We start from the raw sequence: 17,245 nt of genomic DNA, 5'->3' as shown, positions 1-17,245 counted from the left end.
CTGCTTGGGCATGATGGGGCTTCCTTCTTCGTCCCGCAAAGTCTATACCAAACCCCTCAGAGCGCGAGGTTTTTCAGACCTTCCTTAGGTAAATTTCTTTCGTACCGTCGCTAGAATTGTGAGTTCTAACTTGAATTAGAACGGCCAGCATACCACCAATCACTGCTAAGGAAAGCGTGGACAAGAGCTCCGCCTGACTAATTATGCTGCGCTCAGCAGAACCCGCAATTTCCAAGTCCATGTCTACCTCGAAGTGCTTTTCTAAACCAGTCGAAATCCAGCCTGGGAAATCCGTTCACGATCCACATCGTCTCGAGATTGAACGCGTCCACGCATTGAAATTACTCCATAGGATAGAAGGAACCGCCGACGGTTTCAATCCGCCAACGGATGGCTGAATTTTTGGGGGTATCGTCAAACATGAGCGAGCCGTCCCGACTGTCAACTCTGCGGGACGAAGCGGACGTTGGCGCAACGCGCAGCATGCGCAAACTGGCCTCCAACCGATCATTCGCCAACCCCTGCGAGAACGACGACTTTCAGCGCCCTCAGGCGAGCGGCCGCTCCCGGAAAGGCAAGCCTCTCCTACATAAGGGACAGGCCCCGCCTCGGATTGTCCGGCGCGCCTTCACGACACGGCCCTCCACCGTCGAGACAGAGCAGACCCAGGCCCGCCCAGCTTGACCCGCATGCCGCTAACGCATTTGATGGCGCGGCCTGCACCATCCGCGAAAGGACCCCGATGGCCAAAGCCGAGCTTGCCCATCTTGCCACACCCGGCGCCACGCTGGAGCTGCGCGTCACGCCCAAGGCCTCGCGCAACGAGATCCGTGCCGAAGAGGGCACGCTGCGGGTCTATGTCACCACCGCCCCCGAGGACGGCAAGGCCAACGCCGCCGTGCAAAAGCTGCTCGCCAAGGCGCTGGGCGTGCCGAAATCGCGGCTGACGCTGATCCGCGGCGCCACCGCGCGCGACAAGGTGTTTCGGGTCGAGCCCTGAGGCCGTGAGGCGCTATTCTTCCTCGTCGCGGACGTAGACGCCTTCGGGCAGGGAGATGGCGGCGGCAAGATCCTCCATCTGCGTGATCGAGAGGGTGATCTTGTTCACCCGGTCGGTGCGCGGATCGTATTGCTCGACCGTGACGCATTCCTCGAAGGTCGAAACGATCACGTCTTCCTGGAGGGGCTGTTCGCCCTCGTCGACCAGGGTGACGATCGTGGCGTCAAATTCGTGCTCGATGCTGAACATGACGGCAGCCTAGCCCAGCCGGAAGAGGCTGCCTATCCCGAAAACGCGCCCGTGCGGCACTGTGACAGTCAGCCTCTGGCGCGATGCCCTCGCGCCCCCTATGGTGACGGGACCCAACCCCGGACCCGAGCCCGACCGCCCATGCGCCGCTTTCTGCCCCTCGTCCTGTTCCTGCTCGCGGCCTGCGAGTCCGTGCCGGTGCTCACCGGGCCGGATCTCTCCACCCCGGACGACCCGGTGCAACAGCAGGCCGCCCGCGCCTCGCGGCAATTCGTGGCTGTCGCCAGCACCATCGAGCCGGTGGCCGAGGCCGAATGCCGGCGCCTGACGCGCAACCTCAATTGCGACTATCTGATCGTCGTCGATGACCGGCCGAACGAAGATCCCAACGCCTTCCAGACCCTCGACCGGCGCGGCCGTCCGATCATCGCCTTCAACCTCGCGCTGATCGCCTCGGTGCAGAACGCCGACGAACTGGCCTTTGTCATGGGGCATGAATCCTCCCATCACATCCTCGGCCATCTCGCGCGGGTCGAGGAAGACGCGGCGATGGGCGCGATCATCTTCTCGGGCATCGCCGCGATGTCGGGGGCCGACGAGGCGACGGTGCGCTCGGCCGAACAATACGGCGCCAGCGTCGGGGCGCGGACCTTCTCCAAGGAATACGAGCTCGAGGCCGATCAGCTCGGCACGATCATCACGCTGCGCGCGGGATACGACCCGGTGCGCGGCGCGGCCTTCTTCACGCGGATCCCCGACCCCGGCGACCGGTTTCTGGGCACCCATCCGCCCAATTCCGCGCGAATCGCCATCGTGCGCCGCACCGCCGAGGCCTATGCCGCCGGGCTCTAGCCCGTCCGACCCGCGTTGACTTGCATCAAGGGCAAAGCGCCCTTCTGCTGTTACGTTCCCTTACGTCCGACAGCACAATCAGCGGGGGTATGAAAATGCCTGGTCTTACCGATTTCAACAGACACGCCCGACTGGTCGATCACATGGCGACGACCTTGGGGCTCGATCTCGACGAACAGATGATGCGCGGGAAACTGACGTCCTCGCAGCTCGACGATGCCGTCCTCAGTTGCACCGGCTGCACCCAGCCCTGCGCCTGCGAAGTCTGGCTTGCCTCGCAAGAGGAGGTGGCGCCGACGCCGCCGTCCTATTGCCGCAACGTGTCGCTCTTCGAAGAGCTGCGCAAGACCTGAACCGATATGGCGGAGGAGAGAAGGATGTTCGACGCCCGGCCCAACCAGCCGCTCGGTGACGAGAAGGATCATTACTGGCTTGTTCAGCGCATGGCACAGGCGAATGGCACCGATCTGGTCGCCGCCGCCGATGCCGGCATTCTGGCCCAGGAGGATTGGGCGGGAATGGTGCAGCGTTGCCGGGGCTGCCAATGGACCGAAGGCTGCCAGCGCTGGCTGGATCAGCCCGAAACGGCCCTGCGCGACACGCCGGAAAGCTGCGTGAACCGGGGCCATTTCGCGGCGCTGCAAGCCAAGTTGCAAGAGTGAAGACCATGAAAGAGACGCTAGGAGACCCCGCCAGACATTTCTGGATGACCCGAAGCGTGGCCCGAGCAATGGGGCTGAACCTGTCCGAAGAGATGCTTTCCGGCCGGCTTGAACCCGACGATTACGCCGATATGGTCACCTGCTGCCGCGGCTGCGCGCTGGTCGAGGCCTGCGAGAAGTGGCTGGGGACGCAAACCGCCGTTTCCGCCGCCCCGCCGCCGGGCTGCTGCAACGGGATGATGCTGGCGCAGCTCAAGAAACTGCATTGATCCCGCGCCCATGACAGAACGCCCAGACCCCGCGGCCTGGGGTCTCTCCGCGAAACTGGACCGCCTGCCGACAGGCGCCCGGAATGCGGTGTTCCGTTGCGGCGATCTGGTGCTGAAATCCACGCGCCGCAGCGAAGCGGCGCTGCGCTGGCTCGGACCCGTTCACGCAGCCGCACGCAAAGCGGGCTTCACCGTCCCCGAGCCCGTGCCCACCCGCGCGGGTTTGCTGATCGCCGACGGCTGGACCGCCGAACGGTTCCTGAACGGACGGCTGGCCAAGCCTGCGGAGCTTGCCGGGCTTGCACCTCGCATCGCCACCTTTCACCGATATGCGTTGCGGCTGCCGCCCCGCCCCGGGGTGCCGGGGCTGCTGGCCTTGCCGCAAACGGGCCGGGGCGGTGACGTCGATCTGTCGGCGATGCCCCGACCGCTGGCCGGGGCGCTGCGCAGGGCATTCGCGGCGGTACAGCGCGCCGAGCAGGGGGTCGTGCATGGCGATCTCAACGCCGGCAACGTGATCATGGCGGAGCCAGGGCCGGCATTGATCGACTGGGACGAATCCCGTCGTGACGCGCTGTTTCTAGATCAGGCGGCCTTGGGCCGACCGGTGCCGCGCAAGGCAGCGCGCGCGGCGCTGGCCTGGGAAATCGCCTGCTGCTGGCAGCTGGAGCCGCAGCGCGCGCGCCGTCTGGCGCGCGGCTTTATTCGGTCCGCAGGTTCTGCGCCGATTCCTTGATCAGATCGTATTGGCCGGAGGGACGGAAGCGCCACAGATAATCCGGCAGCACCGCTTCGGGCGAGGTCGGCACGATCCCGAGCGCGGCAAAACCCTTGGCATCTTCTGCCACCACATTGTCCTGGCGCAAGGACGTGACCTGATCGCGGGTGATCTGCGCCTTGAACAAGCCGCCCGTCAGCGTTTGCAGCAGCTCAAAGCTCCAGCCCATCACCGAGGCGATCCCGAAGGGGATATTGGCGATGAGCTTGCGGCGGCGGATCACCAGCAGCATCTGCTCCATCAGCGCGCGGAAGCTCAGAACTTCCGGACCGCCCAGCTCGTAGATGCCCGGCGCGGCATCGCCCGTCACGCCCATGACGGCGGCCTGCGCCACATCGTCCACATAGACCGGCTGGAATTTCGTATCGGCGCCCACCAGCGGCAGCACCGGCCCCAGCCGCGACATCGCAGCGAAGCGGTTGAAGAACTGGTCCTCGGTCCCGAAGATCACCGAGGGGCGCAGGATCACCGCCTCCGGCATATGCGCCAGCACCGCCTCCTCGCCCAGCGCCTTCGTGCGGGCATAATCGCTGTCGCTGTTTTTGTCCGCGCCGATGGCCGAGATCTGCACCATCCGGCCGACCCCCAGCTCGGCGGCGATTCGCGCGATGCGCTCGGCCCCCTCGTGCTGGACGGCGTCGAAATTGTTCTTGCCCTTCGCATCGAAGGTGCCGACGCAGTTCACCACCGCATCCGCGCCCTGCATGACGGCACGGACCGACTCGTCGTCGCGGATGTTGCAGAGTACCGGTTCGACCTGGCCGACAACACCATAGGGTTTGACGAAAAGCGCCTCGTTGGGGCGCCGCACCGCGACGCGCACGCGCCAGCCCAGCTTGGCCATGCGGCGTGCGATATAGCGGCCCACAAAGCCGGACCCCCCGTAGATGGTGACGAGTTTGCTCATTGGCCTGGCTCCGTGCTGCGAGGTTTTCAGACTCTGAATACCGGCAGGCGGCCAGCGCGGCAAGGTGCCGTGGCGCGGGATGGAAAACAAAGCGAAAAAACGGCGTTGACACCGGATCGCGGGCCGCGTAAACGCCTGCCTCACATCACCTGTGCCCAGGTGGCGGAATTGGTAGACGCGCTGGTTTCAGGTACCAGTGGCTTAACGGCCGTGGAGGTTCGAGTCCTCTCCTGGGCACCATCACCCCCTCTCTGACGGGTGTGACTTTCCTCCGATTTTCGAGCGATACGAACAGGCCCTTTAAGCCCCTCATCCTTAGTGCCCAGAGCGCGCTGGGACGGCCCGACGCACTCTGTGCAACGCAAGGCCGCGCGCCCGGCCATGCCGGTTGCCCCCTTGCCGCAGCAGCCGATCCGTGTCGAAGCTGAGGCGTTCCGTCGCAGCCCCCCTCGCCCGCTCAGGGCGGCGCGCCGAAACAGGCCATGCCCGTATCACGAACACCCAGATGGGGCATCTCGCAGACGGATCTTTCGACGCAAAAGCCGTAGAGACATCAACCACTTGAAAAGAATATGTAATTTTTCCGATTTTTCATCGCGACGCATGGCGAATGCCACGCCTTGAATGATCGTCACGGTCGCGCCACCACGGCAGGTCCGTTCCCCATGCGCACGACCGGAATAGGACAGCGCACGTCCCGCGTGGGCCTGAACATTAAGGGTCTGTAAACCATAATTTTGCCCGAATTGATGACAATACAGTGACACAAGAATTCGACTCATGCGGTCCGTCGCGTGCGTCCTGGAATATGAACATCGGGAAGATCATCGCTCGTAGAAACGTGAGTATGGAGAGGCAAAATGCCTATGCGTTTGGTAAGAATGTCCGCCGCCGCCGTCCTGGTGGCCTCTGTTGCAACTGCTGTCGCTCCGCACGCCACAAACTACATCTCGACCTCGGCAGTGGTGAACGCGCCGCTGGTCTCGGTCTATTCGCCCTTCGAAGGCATCGTCGAAACGCCGAGCCTTGGCCCCGCACGCACCATTCACGCTGGCGACTACGCCTTCGAGCTGCGCAAGGCCCGCAATGAAAGCGCCGGCCTGCGCGCGCTGAAAAGCGAAATGACCAGCCTGTCCGGCGAAATCTCGAGTCTCAAGATGCAGCGTGAGCGCCTTGATGCGCTCCGCGAGACGCTGCTCGAACGCCGCAAGCATCAGATCGCCGTGCGCGGCCAGTGGTACGAGACGCGGCTGCTGGAAGCGCAGGCCGAACTGTCCGGCGCCGAAGGCGCGCTGCACCGCATCCAGGCGGCGTACGACCGGGCCGCGCTGCTCGCCGCAAAGGACCGCCTGTCCGAAAGCGAACTGATCGAGGCGCAAGGCGAACTGGCCGAGGCCCGGGCCGTGGTGTCCGGCCGTGAGGCGACGCTGAAACGGCTCGAACTCGAACGCGACTTCCTCGCCGAAGGCGATGTCCTCGACACCTCGACCAACGACATCGAGGCCATCGAATACCGGCTTGACGAGATTGCCGTGCGCACGGCCGAGCTGGACGCCCAGCTCATGACCCGCCAGACCCGGCGCGAAGCGCTGTACCGGGAAATCTCCGGCATGGAGATCGAACAGACCAAGAATGATGCGTTCCGTCCCAAATCGGCGACCGACGGCATCGTCTGGGAATCCTCCCCCCCCGCCGGGGCGAACGTCACCACCGGCGAACAGGTGGTGCAGATCCTCGACTGCACGCGGCGCTTCCTCGAATTCGAACTGCCCGAGCGCCATTTCGAGCGGATCACCCCGGGCACCGAGGTCAGCGTGCGTCTGAAAGGCGCCGAAAGCTCCTTTACCGGTCAGATCTTTGCGGCCTATGGCGGCGGATCGCGTCCGAACCGGAACATGCAGGCGGCGCAGCCGCGCATCACCACGCCGAACGGGCTGCGCGTCATCGTCACCATTCCCATGGCCGATGTCAGCGATCAAACCGTCGCCCGGGCGTTCTGCGATGTCGGACGCTCGGCGGAGGTGCGCATGAAACTTCCCTCCGGCTCGATCGCCAAGGAATGGATGGGCCGCGCGCAGGATATGGCGCGGGCGCTCTTCGGACGCGGCGGGCAGCAGACCGACAGCACCCCGGAAGAAGAGATCGCCGCGAATATCGGCCCGGCGCGGCAGCCCGAGATCAACTGACATGCCCGAGTATCTCGTTCCGCTGGCGGTGACGCTGACCGCGCTGCTGCTCTTTCCGCGCAATGCGCTGAGCGGCGCGCAGGTCCAACGCCTCCCCGCGATCGTCGTTCTGGTCGCGCTGGCCGGCATCACCCTGCGCTATCTGCACTGGCGGATCACCGCGACCCTGCCCGGACCGGAAAGCAGCACCGGAGAGACGATCTTTGCCTGGGTCCTCTTCGTGATCGAGATGCTGGTGCTGTTCGACACCACGATCCTCTTTTCGACGCTGCTGCGCAAACGCGACAACACGCCCGCCGCCGATGCCGGCGAGACCCGGCTGCGCGCGCGCGACCCCGGCGACCTGCCCACGGTCGATGTCTTCATCGCGACCTATAACGAAGGTCTGGACGTTCTCGAAAAGACCATCATCGGCGCGCTGGCGCTCGACTGGCCGGCCGAGCGGCTGAACGTCTACATCCTCGATGACGGCAAGCGGGACTGGCTGCGCGATTTCTGCGCGCGCAAGGGCGCGGGCTATCTGACCCGCGCCGACAACAAGCACGCGAAGGCCGGCAATATCAACGCCGCCATCGCCCGGACCAGCGGCGAGTTCTTCATGGTGCTCGATGCGGATTTCATCCCGCAGCGCAACTTTCTCTATCGCGCGATGGGGCTTTTCGACGATCCGAAGGTGGGCATCGTGCAGGCGCCGCATTGCTTCTACAACGCCGATCCGATGCAGACGAACCTGAACATGCGTCACCGGATGCCCGACGACCAGCGGCTGTTCTTCGATTCGATCATGCCCGGGCGCGATGGCTGGGACGCGGCTTTCTGCTGCGGATCGAATTCGATCACCCGGCGCTCGGCCATCGAGGCGGTGGGCGGCGGCCTGCCCACGGGCTCGATCACCGAGGACATTCTGCTGAGCCTGGCGATCCTCCGCAAAGGCTATGTCACCCGCTATCTCAACGAGCGGCTGGCCATCGGCCTGGCGCCGGAATCCCTCAGCGCGATGTATGTCCAGCGCACCCGCTGGGCCCGTGGTGCGATCCAGATCCTGTTTCTCCGCGAAGGGCCGCTGGGCCCGGGTCTGAAACTCCGTCACCGGCTCATGTTCCTGCCGCTGCACTGGGTCATTCAGCCGCTGATGGTCACCGCCACGCTCACCGTCCCCGCGATCTGCCTCTGGACGGGCTGGGCGCCGCTGCCGAAATCCAGCCTGGCGGATCTGCTGAACTTCCAGATTCCCGTATTGCTTGCGACGCTGGGAACGCTGCGCCTGATCGCGCCGACCGCGTTCTTCCCGCTTGCCTCGACCGTGCATGCCGCAATCCAGGCCCCGCGCATCCTGCCAACGGTGATCGGCACGCTGATCCGCCCGCATGGCCATGTGTTCAAGGTGACCCCCAAGGGCCGCGGCGTTGCGGGGCGGACGGTCGATCACCTGATGATCCTGCTTCCGGCGCTGCTGATCTTCGCGACCGCGCTCGGCTTTGCCACCAACGCGAATTTCAATTCGCGCATTCTCACCTCGCTCAACCAGATGCCGGTGCTTGCCTTCTGGGCCTGCGCAAGCGTTCTGGTCCTGCTCTGTGTCCAGGCCGTCGCGGTTTCGGCGGAATCGCCCAACCGCGACGAGCATTTCGCGCTGGATCTGCCCTGCACCGTCGGCGCGCGGCCCAACCAGAGCCTGACGGCGCGCATCGACTGGCTGTCGGTGTCCGAAGCCTGCATCACCGTGACCGACCCAGACGAGATCGGCTATAACAAGAGCTGGATGCGGCTGGACATTCCTCAGATCGGATCGGTCTCCGCACGGGTCCTGCGCCAGCAGGGCGCCGGGCTGAAGCTGGCCTTCGAGCTCGAGGACGACGCGCGCCGCGACCAGCTCCTGCGTCTTCTGTTCACCAGCGGATACGAGAACACACCGAGCACGCAAAACGCCCTGCGGGCCAGCCTGTCGATGCTGACGAGGATCTTCATGCAGCAAAGCCACGCGGATGCGGCGCGACAGGCCGATGCCGGGCAGGTGACACCGCCCGAGTGGCTGCGGATGGAAGCGGCACGGCCCTTGCCCCAGGCATAGCCTCTGCCCCGCATGGGAGATTCAGGAACTTATGGCCGGGTCCGTCCCGGCCATACGCCGTTTTGCACTGACCTGCCACGGGTTTTTCATCCGGCCGCGACCGGAGCCCGATTGGTGTTTACGCAGATCAGCGCAGGTTGAGCAATCGCCCGACACGCGGAGTTATCATCTCGAGCAGCGGGGCGGGCGATTGCGGCGGTCAGGGCCCGTGCGTAGTCAGCCGGGGTCTGGTAGTCCAAGGCCGAATGCGGGCGTTCGGTATTGTAGTCGGCAGCCCAAGCGGCGATCACGACGCGCGCATGAGCCAGGTTGCGGAACATGGTCTCGTTGAGAAGTTTATCCCGCATCCGCCCGTTGAAGCTCTCCACGAAGCCGTTCTGCATCGGCTTGCCCGGCGCGATGTAGTGCCACTCGAGCTTCCGGTCTTCCTGCCATTTCAGAATGGCGTTCGATGTCAGCTCCGTTCCATTGTCGCTGACCACCATGCAGGGATAGCCACGTACTTGGGCAATGTTGTCGAGCTCGCGGCCAACGCGTAGCCCCGACAGGGAGGTGTCCACGACGGCGGCCAGGCAGTCGTCGATGACGCAGAGCACCCGGAAGCGGCGGCCATCCGAGAGACTGTCCGAGACGAAGTCCAGGGACCATCGCTGGTTCGGCCCCTGAGGGATCGCCATCGGCGCCCTCGTTCCGATCGCGCGCTTGCGACCGCCACGCTTGCGCACTGTCAGCCCCTCTTCACGGTAAATCCGGTAGAGTTTCTTCCAGTTCACCTTCCAGCCCTCGCGTCCGAGCAAAAAGTGCAACCTTCGATAACCGAACCGTCGCCGTTCGCAGGACAGCTCCTTCAGCCTCTCTCGCAGTCCGGTGTCCGCAGGCCTCGTTGATCCACGCCGATAGACACGCGGGTCGATCCCGGCCAGGGCACAAGCCCGCCGCTGGTTGTAGCTCTTCTCTTTCATGGCCCAGTCCACGGCTTTCCGCCTTGCACCGGGCTTCAGAAGTTTTTCCCAGCATCTCCTTCAGCGTGGCCACATCCAGCATGTGCTCCGCGAGCATCTTCTTCAGCTTCGCGTTCTCAGCCTCCAAGGCCTTCAGCCGTTTGGCCTCCGACACCTCCATGCCGCCATGCTTCGAGCGCCACTTGTAAAACGTGCCATCGCTGATGCCGTGCTTGCGGCACAGCTCTTTCGCGCCCAGCCCGGCCTGGTGCTCCTTCAAGATGCCAATAATCTGCTCTTCGCTGAACCGGCTTCTCTTCATCGTCTGTCTCCTCGTCTGGAGAACAGGCTAACCTCAAAACGAGGACATTTCAGGGGAGCAGGTCAAATCGGTTACGGTCCGGGATCTTCGGAAAACGGAAATGACCAACGCATCCGATACCGAAGCAAGCGATGCCGTCTCTACTCTGGGCTTGGCCGACTGGGAAAGACGTTGCGAGCACCCTGCCTTCCCCCAGACGCCAATACTCTGCCCGCCAGCCACCGGGCTTCCCGGGCCGTGATGCATGTTGTCGCTCCGGGAAGAACGGCGCACAGGCGCGGCGGGCAGCCGGTGATCTATGGAAAAGCGCAGACCGACGCTCGAGTTCCTGCTCCGCGGACCGCTGCGAGACTTGGGATTTTGCCGAACCTGATCTGACCTTGGAACGCCCGGCATGTCGCGCCCGCTCGGAACAGGATCGCACCGGCGGAGGCCCTCGATACGCAAGGGCCGCACGGGATCTCCACGCGTTGCGATGCGGCCCAAAGCCGATGCGCGTGGCGATGCCGTTGCATCGTGATTCTGCCTTGCGCGGGCTGCTGCTTGTGTTTAAACGACACATCCGCAGAGCCCCCGTGGCTTGGCTGGCAGAGCATCTGTTTCGTTTGTCGCGGGGTCGCCCGCGCGCGACATGTCAAAGCCAGTCGCCAGTGGGGCGTGCAGTAGCAAGTAGGGCCATGGTAAGGCCGCACGAGAGAAGGATGCCGGTGTAGCTCAGCTGGTAGAGCACGTCATTCGTAATGATGGGGTCGGGGGTTCGAGTCCCTTCACCGGCACCATCCTTCTCCGATTTTTCCCGATACTGCCATCTCGTCCCATGCAAAATCTCTGCATGAGCCAAGCAGCTTTGGCCTTCGCCCGCTCCGGAGGAAATCTGCTCTCGGCTGAGACAAAAGCGATGTCTGGACGGCTCGGGTCGCTCAGCCTGCACCCATACAGGCGTAAGCCTGCAACCAATACCCTGGTCTCGATGGCTTGTCCGAACCTATAGGAACGACGCACCATGCCGCACGCTGGCCGATGCGGCGGGAAAACGCTCGGACGGCAGCGCACGAAAGGGCGGCTTCCGCGATGGGGCTTCGACCCCAAGAAAGATCGCGCCGCCGGGGCCGGCACACAGGGCCATCAGTGGTAGACAGCGCAAAGGCGGCCCCGGCAATCCGGGACCGCCCGTGGCAAAGCGTTACTTTGCCGGTTCTTTCTCGGGCTCTTCCGAAACCTCCTCGGCGTCCTCCACCGACGGCTCGGGCGCCGTCTCCGCGCTCTCTTCGGCGGGCGGCTCGGGTTCGACGATTTCCGCCTCGGGCTCGGGCATTTCGGCCTCGCCGGCCTTGTCCTCGATGGCTCCGACGATCAGCGGCAGCATTTCGGCCCCCGGCGGCACCGCATCCGATTGCGGCGGCGCGGTCCAGCTCAGCGTGTCGAACCCGCCGCAATGCTCGCAGACCGGCACCCATTCGCCATGGATGTGGTTGCAGTTGTCGCAAACCCATTGCGGCCCGCGCGGCGCCACCAGCGCCTTGGCCAGCCAGCCGCGCACCTCGGCCTCGCCCGCACCCTCGCCGCGCGCGATCGCCGCCATCACCGTCAGCACCCGGGCATCGGGCTCCTTCTCGACCAGATCGCCCACGGCACGGCGCGCCTCGGGGAAATCCTCGGCCGCCAGCGCCAGTTCGGCGCGCAGCAGCCGCGTCTCGCGATGTTCGGGCTTGATCGCCGTCAGCGTGCGGAAGCGCTTCATCCGCTCCGCCGGTGTCTCTTCCGGCGCGATCTCGGCGAAGGCGGCGGCGAGATCGGGATGAGGCTGCACGCTCCACGCCTTTTTCAGCAGGCGCACCGCCAGCTTGGGCCGCTGCTGCGCGATATAGGACCGAGCCGCCATGGCCGCCGCCGGAATGAGATCGGGCGAGCCCTTGGCCGAGGCGATGGCCGCCTCGCGGGCCTCGATGGGCTTGTCCTCGGCGAAGATGTCCTTTGCCTCCGACAGCGCCAGCACCGCGTCGCGCCGCTTGAACACGTCGCGCGGCAGGGCGCCGTGCTTGAGCTTGGCCGACAGCGTTTGCCGCGCGCCGCGCCAATCGTGTTTCTGCGCCTGAAGCTGGAGCAGCGTGTCCTGGATCTCCGGATGCTTGGGCTTGAGCGCAAAGGCCCGCTCGGCGAGCTTCAGCGCCGTCTCGGTGTCGCCCTTGGCGAGCTTCTGCTTCATCATGCCGCGAATGCCGACAAAGCGCGTCTCGTCATCGGTGATGAGCTTTTTATAGACCTCTTCCGCCTTGCGCGTGTCGCCGGTCATCTCGGCGGCCTGCGCGGTCAGCAGGTTGGTGAGGCCCGGCTTGTGCAGATAGCGGTCGGCTTTCTGCGCCTTGGCCATGGCGAGCTTGCCCTCGCCCGAGGCCAGCGCCAGCAGCCCCTCGGAGAGCGCCTGATAGCCCTTGCGCTCGCGGTTGCGGTCGAAATAGCGCGACAGCGCCGTGTCGTCGCCATTGATGAATTTCAGCACCGCGATCAGCAGCGAGACCAGCTTGAACAGCACATAAAGCACAATCACCAGCACGACGGCGGCAATCACCGATTGCAGCGGGCCGAGATTGAACTCATAGCCGCCGGCGGTGATCTGGAGGCCGCCCTGGCTCTCCATGATATAGCCGGCACCAAGGGTCAGAGCCGCCACCGCGGCGACGAAGAGAGTGATCTTCAGAAGTGACCAAAGCATGTTGCGACCCTTATTCCTTGTTCAAATCCTGCGCCACGGCCTCGGCCGCCGCGACTGCGCCGGCGCGGGCCTGCGCGTCGGCAATCCAGGCCGACAGCGGGCCCCCGGCCGCCTCCGGAAGCGCCTCGAGCTCGGTCAGGGTCTGCCCCAGATCGCCGCTTCGCAGCGCCGCCTCGGCACGCGAGAGCACCGCGTCGGGGCTGTCGCCCTCACGCGCGGTAACCGAGCGGGCGCCAAGCTGATCGGCAAGGAACGTGGCCAGACGGTTCGTGCCGCTCTCGGCCTCGGCCTCGCTTTGCCGGGCAGCCGAGAGCGCCTCGCGCGCGGCGGGCGGGAAGGCCTCGGTCAGCGCCGCAAGCGTCGGCACGCCGTCGGCGGCGGGGGCGCTGAGCGCGGCGGGAATCTCGGTGCCGTTTTCGGCGATCACGCCCAGCGCCTCGGCATAAGGCGCGCCATTCGTAAGCGCCGACATCACCTCGGAGAGCGCCGCGCGGGCCTTCGACAGCGCCGCCTGATCCTGGGCATTCGCCTCGGCCTCCAGCGCCTGGCGGGTCATCTGCTCGACCTCCTGGCGCTGCGTGGCGATGGCCTGGCGCACATCTTCCAGCTCGCGCTCATAGGCGGCGATGGCCTCGGGCGAGACCGCCTCGGCGACGGGGCGTTTCTCCATTGCGCCAAGCCGGGTGTCGAGATCGCCAAGCTGCGCGGAAAGCCCGTCGATCTGGCCACCAGCCGCGTCGAGCCGCGCGCCCAGATCCGACACCGCGCTTTGCAGGCCGGAAAGGTCGATGCCCGAGACCGCGTCGCTGGCCGCCTGAACCGCACCTTTCAGCGTCTCGATCTCGCCCGCCTGGCTTTGCAGCGCGGCGGTGGTGTCGGCCTCGAACGTATCCGCATCGCCGCCGCCCAGGAACGGCAGCGTGCCGCTCTGATAGGCCGAGGCGCCATAGCCCAGCGCCGCTGCGACCACGCCGCCCAGCAGCATCGGGAAAAAGCCGCCCTTGCGCTCGACGATCTTCTCCTGAACCACCGGGGCCGCAGCGGGCTCGACAGGTTCGGGCGCAGGCGGCGGGGTCTCTTCCTCGGGCTTTGCCTCGGCTGCGGCGACCGCCTCGTCAGACGCTGTCTCATCTTCCTCGGCGGGCTCATCCTCGACAGGTTCGGTGCTCTCCTCTTCGGGAGCCTCGCCCTCATCCGTCTCCGGCTCGGGCTGGCCCTCTGCCGCGACATCGTCTTCGCTGGTGTCCTGGCCGAGCGCTTCCGCGTCGTCCTCTTCGGTCACCACCGCATCTGCGACCGTTTCCGGCGTCAGTTCGGTGTCGGGAGTTTTCGCCTCATCCGTCCCGGCGGTCTCCTCGGTGCCGTCCACTGGCTTTTTCTCGTCGGCCACGCTCCACCCTTTCAAATTCATGCCTCGGCACGTTTTCCGTGCCTGTCTAACCTTCCACAGACCTGCGGCCTTCTACAAGCGCACCGCAGTCCCTGAGTAAACCAATCACAACCGACCGCATTTGCGCTGCGTCAGGCCGTGCCGGAATTTCCAATCGAGTCACATATAGCGCCTCCAGTGCCGCAGACACATCCCCGCTCATCGCTGCGACGAAAAGCGGCGCGCGTCCCTGCGGCGCGCGGGCAAACTGCGCCGCACTGCGCGGAGAGAAAAGGGGAAGAATCACAGGCACATCGCCATCCAGCGCCGCTTTGGCCCCGGCGCTCAATTCCTGTGCAGGCTGGTCATAGATCACCGCATCGCGCGTTTCGATGCCCGCGCGCGTCAGCCGCCCCGCCACATCGCCACGGGCATGGGTGCCGTGCAGATGCATCAGCGGGCCTTCAGGCGCCGCTTTCTCGATCATCTCCACCAGCGCATCGGCAGTGCCATCGGCGCTTTGGGGGGCGAATCCCGCGTCGCGCGCCGCCAGCGCCGTGGCCTCACCCACCGTATAGCAGAGCGGCAGCACGCCGCCGCCGAGCTGCGCATAGGCCCGCACGCCATTGGCGGAAGTAAAGATCGCGCCCCGCACCCCCGCCAGATCGGGCAAAGGCCCGGTGATCTCGATCCCGATCAGCGGGCTGATCACCGGCGTGAAGCCGGTGACCCCCTCTTCCGACAGCGCCGCCAGAAACCGCCGCGACGCCGCTTCCGGGCGGGTCAGCAGCAGAATGGGCGGGGTCGGGGCCATGGGCGCTCTGGCATTGTGGGGCGGTTGTCGTGGTGGTAGCTGCATGGGGAGAGCTTTGCAACGGACGTGCCGATGCCGGATCCCATCATCCTCGGGCTGGAAAGTAGCTGCGACGACACCGCCGCCGCGGTGCTGCGCGGGCACGAGATCCTGTCCTCGGTGGTCATGGGCCAGACCGAGCTGCACGCGGCCTTCGGCGGCGTGGTGCCCGAGATCGCCGCCCGCGCCCATGCGGAAAAGCTGGATCTTGCGGTGGAAGAGGCCGTCGCGCGTGCCGGTGTGACGCTGGCAGAGGTCGATGCGATCGCGGTCACCGCCGGGCCGGGGCTGATCGGCGGGGTGCTGTCGGGGGTGATGCTGGCCAAGGGGCTGGCGACGGGGCTGGGCAAGCCGCTGGTCGGGGTGAACCACCTCGCGGGCCACGCGCTGACGCCGCGCCTGACCGACGGGCTGGCCTATCCTTACCTGATGCTGCTGGTCTCCGGCGGCCATTGCCAGTTCCTGATCGTGCGCGGCCCGCAGGAGTTCACCCGGCTCGGCGGCACCATCGACGACGCCCCAGGCGAGGCCTTCGACAAGACCGCGCGCCTGCTGGGCCTGCCGCAGCCGGGCGGCCCCTCGGTCGAGAAGGCCGCGCAAGGGGCCGACGAGAGGCGCTTTGCCTTCCCCCGCCCGCTGCTCGACCGCGAGGGCTGCGACCTGAGCTTTTCGGGGCTGAAAACCGCTCTGCTGCGCACCCGCGACAAGCTGGTGGCCGGACAGGGCGGGCTGCACGAAAGCGACCGCGCCGATCTTTGCGCCGGGTTCCAGGCCGCCGTGCGCGACGTGCTGCGCGAGAAGACCCGCCGCGCGCTGGCAGTTTATCTCGCCGAGACCCCCGCCGAACCCGCATTCGCCATCGCGGGCGGTGTCGCGGCGAACAAGGCGATCCGGGCGGCGTTAGAGACGCTTTGCGCCGAGCAGGAGGTGCGTTTCACCGCCCCGCCACTGCCGCTTTGCACCGACAACGCGGCGATGATCGCCTATGCCGGGTCCGAGCTTCTGGCGGCGGGCGAGACCGCCGACATGACGCTCGCCGCCCGCCCGCGCTGGCCGCTCGACCGCGCCGCAGCCCCCTTGCTGGGCTCGGGGAAAAAAGGGGCCAAGGCATGAGCGTCGCTATCCTTGGCGCTGGCGCCTTCGGCACCGCGCTGGCCGTTGCGCTGGCCTCGGCCGGACAGCCCGTCACGCTCTGGGGCCGCAATGCCGAGACCATGGCGGAGATGCAAAAGACCCGCGAGGCACCGCGCCTGCCCGGCATCGCATTGCCGCCCGAAATCACGATCTCCGCTGAATTGGAGGCGGTTGCGCAGGCGGAAACCCTGCTGCTCGCCGTGCCCATGCAGACGCTCTCCGCGCTGCTGCACGACATCGCCGCCCCGCTGAACGGCCAGCATCTCGTGGCCTGCTGCAAGGGCATCGACCTTGCCACCGGCACCGGCCCCTCGCATGTGATCGCCCAGGCGAAACCGCAGGCGGTGCCCGCTGTGCTCACCGGCCCCAGCTTTGCCGCCGACATCGCGCGCGGCCTGCCGACCGCACTGACGCTGGCCTGCGCCGATCCCGAAATCGGCCACACGCTCCAGCATGCGCTCTCCACCCCCACGCTGCGGCTCTACCGCAGCACCGATGTGGCCGGGGCCGAGCTGGGCGGGGCGCTCAAGAACGTCATGGCCATTGCCTGCGGCGCCTGTATCGGCGCGGGCCTGGGCGACAGCGCGCGGGCCGCGCTGATGACGCGCGGCTTTGCCGAGATGACCCGCTTTGCCGTGTTCTACGGCGCCCAACCGGAAACGCTCGCCGGGCTTTCGGGGCTTGGCGATCTGGCACTGACCTGCACGTCGGAGCTGTCGCGCAACTACCGCTTCGGCCAGGCACTGGGGCGCGGCGAAAATTTCGACGCAAGCGTCACCGTCGAAGGCGCCGCCACCGCCCGCGCCGTCACCGCGATTGCGCAACAACAGTCTCTGTCCCTGCCCATTTCCACCGCTGTTGCCGCGCTGGTCGAACAGCGTGCTACGGTCGGCGAGGTGTTGCAGGACCTGCTTTCACGACCGCTCAAGGAGGAATAAC

16 protein-coding genes and 2 tRNA genes are annotated in these 17,245 nt (G+C 65.9%); 12 read left to right on the top strand and 6 right to left on the bottom strand.

Annotated elements, in window-relative coordinates; translation table 11 throughout:
* Positions 1–742: 742 nt before the first annotated feature.
* Complete coding sequence (locus M4578_RS17490; protein WP_258094584.1) at positions 743–1,000, top strand: DUF167 domain-containing protein; 258 nt, start codon at positions 743–745, stop codon at positions 998–1,000.
* A 12-nt stretch (positions 1,001–1,012) separates the two neighbouring features.
* Here the strand turns inward: M4578_RS17490 and M4578_RS17485 are convergent, their stop codons facing one another.
* On the bottom strand, positions 1,013–1,249 hold the full coding sequence (locus tag M4578_RS17485) for a hypothetical protein (RefSeq protein WP_258094583.1): 237 nt from the start codon (positions 1,247–1,249) through the stop codon (positions 1,013–1,015).
* Between the two features lie 141 nt (positions 1,250–1,390).
* Between M4578_RS17485 and M4578_RS17480 the strand changes: the two genes are divergently transcribed.
* From M4578_RS17480 to M4578_RS17460, 5 genes are all read left to right on the top strand, one after another.
* Entirely contained in the window at positions 1,391–2,101 is a 711-nt protein-coding gene (locus tag M4578_RS17480; RefSeq protein ID WP_258094582.1) for a M48 family metallopeptidase, read from the top strand.
* 95 nt (positions 2,102–2,196) lie between these two features.
* Positions 2,197–2,454 carry a DUF6455 family protein gene (locus M4578_RS17475; RefSeq protein ID WP_258094581.1) on the top strand — a complete coding sequence of 86 codons (258 nt, stop codon included), beginning with the start codon at positions 2,197–2,199 and terminating at the stop codon, positions 2,452–2,454.
* A gap of 24 nt (positions 2,455–2,478) precedes the next feature.
* Positions 2,479–2,763, top strand: coding sequence for a DUF6455 family protein (locus M4578_RS17470; RefSeq protein WP_258094580.1), 285 nt, complete (start codon positions 2,479–2,481; stop codon positions 2,761–2,763).
* Positions 2,764–2,768: 5 nt separating this feature from the next.
* A complete protein-coding gene (locus tag M4578_RS17465) occupies positions 2,769–3,032 on the top strand; it encodes a DUF6455 family protein (protein WP_258094579.1) in 264 nt (87 codons plus the stop codon).
* A 10-nt stretch (positions 3,033–3,042) separates the two neighbouring features.
* Positions 3,043–3,768, top strand: coding sequence for a phosphotransferase (locus M4578_RS17460; RefSeq protein ID WP_274705666.1), 726 nt, complete (start codon positions 3,043–3,045; stop codon positions 3,766–3,768).
* Here M4578_RS17460 and M4578_RS17455 read toward each other — a convergent pair.
* Positions 3,734–4,717, bottom strand: coding sequence for a complex I NDUFA9 subunit family protein (locus M4578_RS17455; RefSeq protein WP_258094577.1), 984 nt, complete (start codon positions 4,715–4,717; stop codon positions 3,734–3,736). The two genes, M4578_RS17460 and M4578_RS17455, sit on opposite strands and share 35 nt — an antisense overlap.
* A gap of 153 nt (positions 4,718–4,870) precedes the next feature.
* Here M4578_RS17455 and M4578_RS17450 point away from each other — a divergent pair.
* The 3 genes from M4578_RS17450 to M4578_RS17440 all read left to right on the top strand — a co-directional run bounded on the left by M4578_RS17450 (position 4,871) and on the right by M4578_RS17440 (position 8,974).
* Positions 4,871–4,957, top strand: a tRNA-Leu gene (locus tag M4578_RS17450).
* A gap of 626 nt (positions 4,958–5,583) precedes the next feature.
* Positions 5,584–6,903 carry an HlyD family secretion protein gene (locus M4578_RS17445; protein ID WP_258094576.1) on the top strand — a complete coding sequence of 440 codons (1,320 nt, stop codon included), beginning with the start codon at positions 5,584–5,586 and terminating at the stop codon, positions 6,901–6,903.
* A 1-nt stretch (position 6,904) separates the two neighbouring features.
* The gene (locus tag M4578_RS17440; protein ID WP_258094575.1) at positions 6,905–8,974 is read left to right on the top strand and encodes a glycosyltransferase; all 2,070 of its coding nucleotides are present in this window, start codon (positions 6,905–6,907) and stop codon (positions 8,972–8,974) included.
* A gap of 86 nt (positions 8,975–9,060) precedes the next feature.
* Here the strand turns inward: M4578_RS17440 and M4578_RS17435 are convergent.
* Positions 9,061–10,237, bottom strand: a protein-coding gene (locus M4578_RS17435) for an IS3 family transposase (RefSeq protein ID WP_258094574.1) whose coding sequence is annotated in 2 segments (ribosomal slippage) — positions 9,061–9,985 and positions 9,984–10,237 — 1,179 coding nt in all. Because the reading frame shifts where the segments join, the coding sequence is not laid out codon by codon here.
* Between the two features lie 703 nt (positions 10,238–10,940).
* Here M4578_RS17435 and M4578_RS17430 point away from each other — a divergent pair.
* Positions 10,941–11,016 (top strand) — tRNA-Thr (locus M4578_RS17430).
* A 404-nt stretch (positions 11,017–11,420) separates the two neighbouring features.
* Here the strand turns inward: M4578_RS17430 and M4578_RS17425 are convergent.
* From M4578_RS17425 to M4578_RS17415, 3 genes are read right to left on the bottom strand one after another with little or no spacing between them, the layout of a single operon-like run.
* Positions 11,421–12,950 carry a heme biosynthesis protein HemY gene (locus tag M4578_RS17425; RefSeq protein ID WP_258094573.1) on the bottom strand — a complete coding sequence of 510 codons (1,530 nt, stop codon included), beginning with the start codon at positions 12,948–12,950 and terminating at the stop codon, positions 11,421–11,423.
* A 10-nt stretch (positions 12,951–12,960) separates the two neighbouring features.
* Positions 12,961–14,361: a COG4223 family protein gene (locus tag M4578_RS17420; protein ID WP_258094572.1), complete on the bottom strand. Its 1,401-nt coding sequence runs from the start codon at positions 14,359–14,361 to the stop codon at positions 12,961–12,963.
* A gap of 25 nt (positions 14,362–14,386) precedes the next feature.
* Positions 14,387–15,133 (bottom strand): uroporphyrinogen-III synthase, encoded by a 747-nt coding sequence (locus M4578_RS17415; RefSeq protein ID WP_258094571.1) that lies wholly within the window; start codon positions 15,131–15,133, stop codon positions 14,387–14,389.
* A gap of 72 nt (positions 15,134–15,205) precedes the next feature.
* Between M4578_RS17415 and tsaD the strand changes: the two genes are divergently transcribed.
* The gene (gene tsaD, locus M4578_RS17410; protein WP_258094570.1) at positions 15,206–16,285 is read left to right on the top strand and encodes a tRNA (adenosine(37)-N6)-threonylcarbamoyltransferase complex transferase subunit TsaD; all 1,080 of its coding nucleotides are present in this window, start codon (positions 15,206–15,208) and stop codon (positions 16,283–16,285) included.
* Positions 16,282–17,244 (top strand): NAD(P)H-dependent glycerol-3-phosphate dehydrogenase, encoded by a 963-nt coding sequence (locus M4578_RS17405; RefSeq protein ID WP_258094569.1) that lies wholly within the window; start codon positions 16,282–16,284, stop codon positions 17,242–17,244. Before tsaD ends, M4578_RS17405 begins: the two co-directional genes overlap by 4 nt.
* Position 17,245: the final 1 nt, after the last annotated feature.

Source organism: Salipiger pentaromativorans, assembly GCF_024721115.1.
Lineage (GTDB): Bacteria > Pseudomonadota > Alphaproteobacteria > Rhodobacterales > Rhodobacteraceae > Salipiger > Salipiger pentaromativorans.
This window is presented reverse-complemented; position numbering and strand designations above follow the sequence as displayed.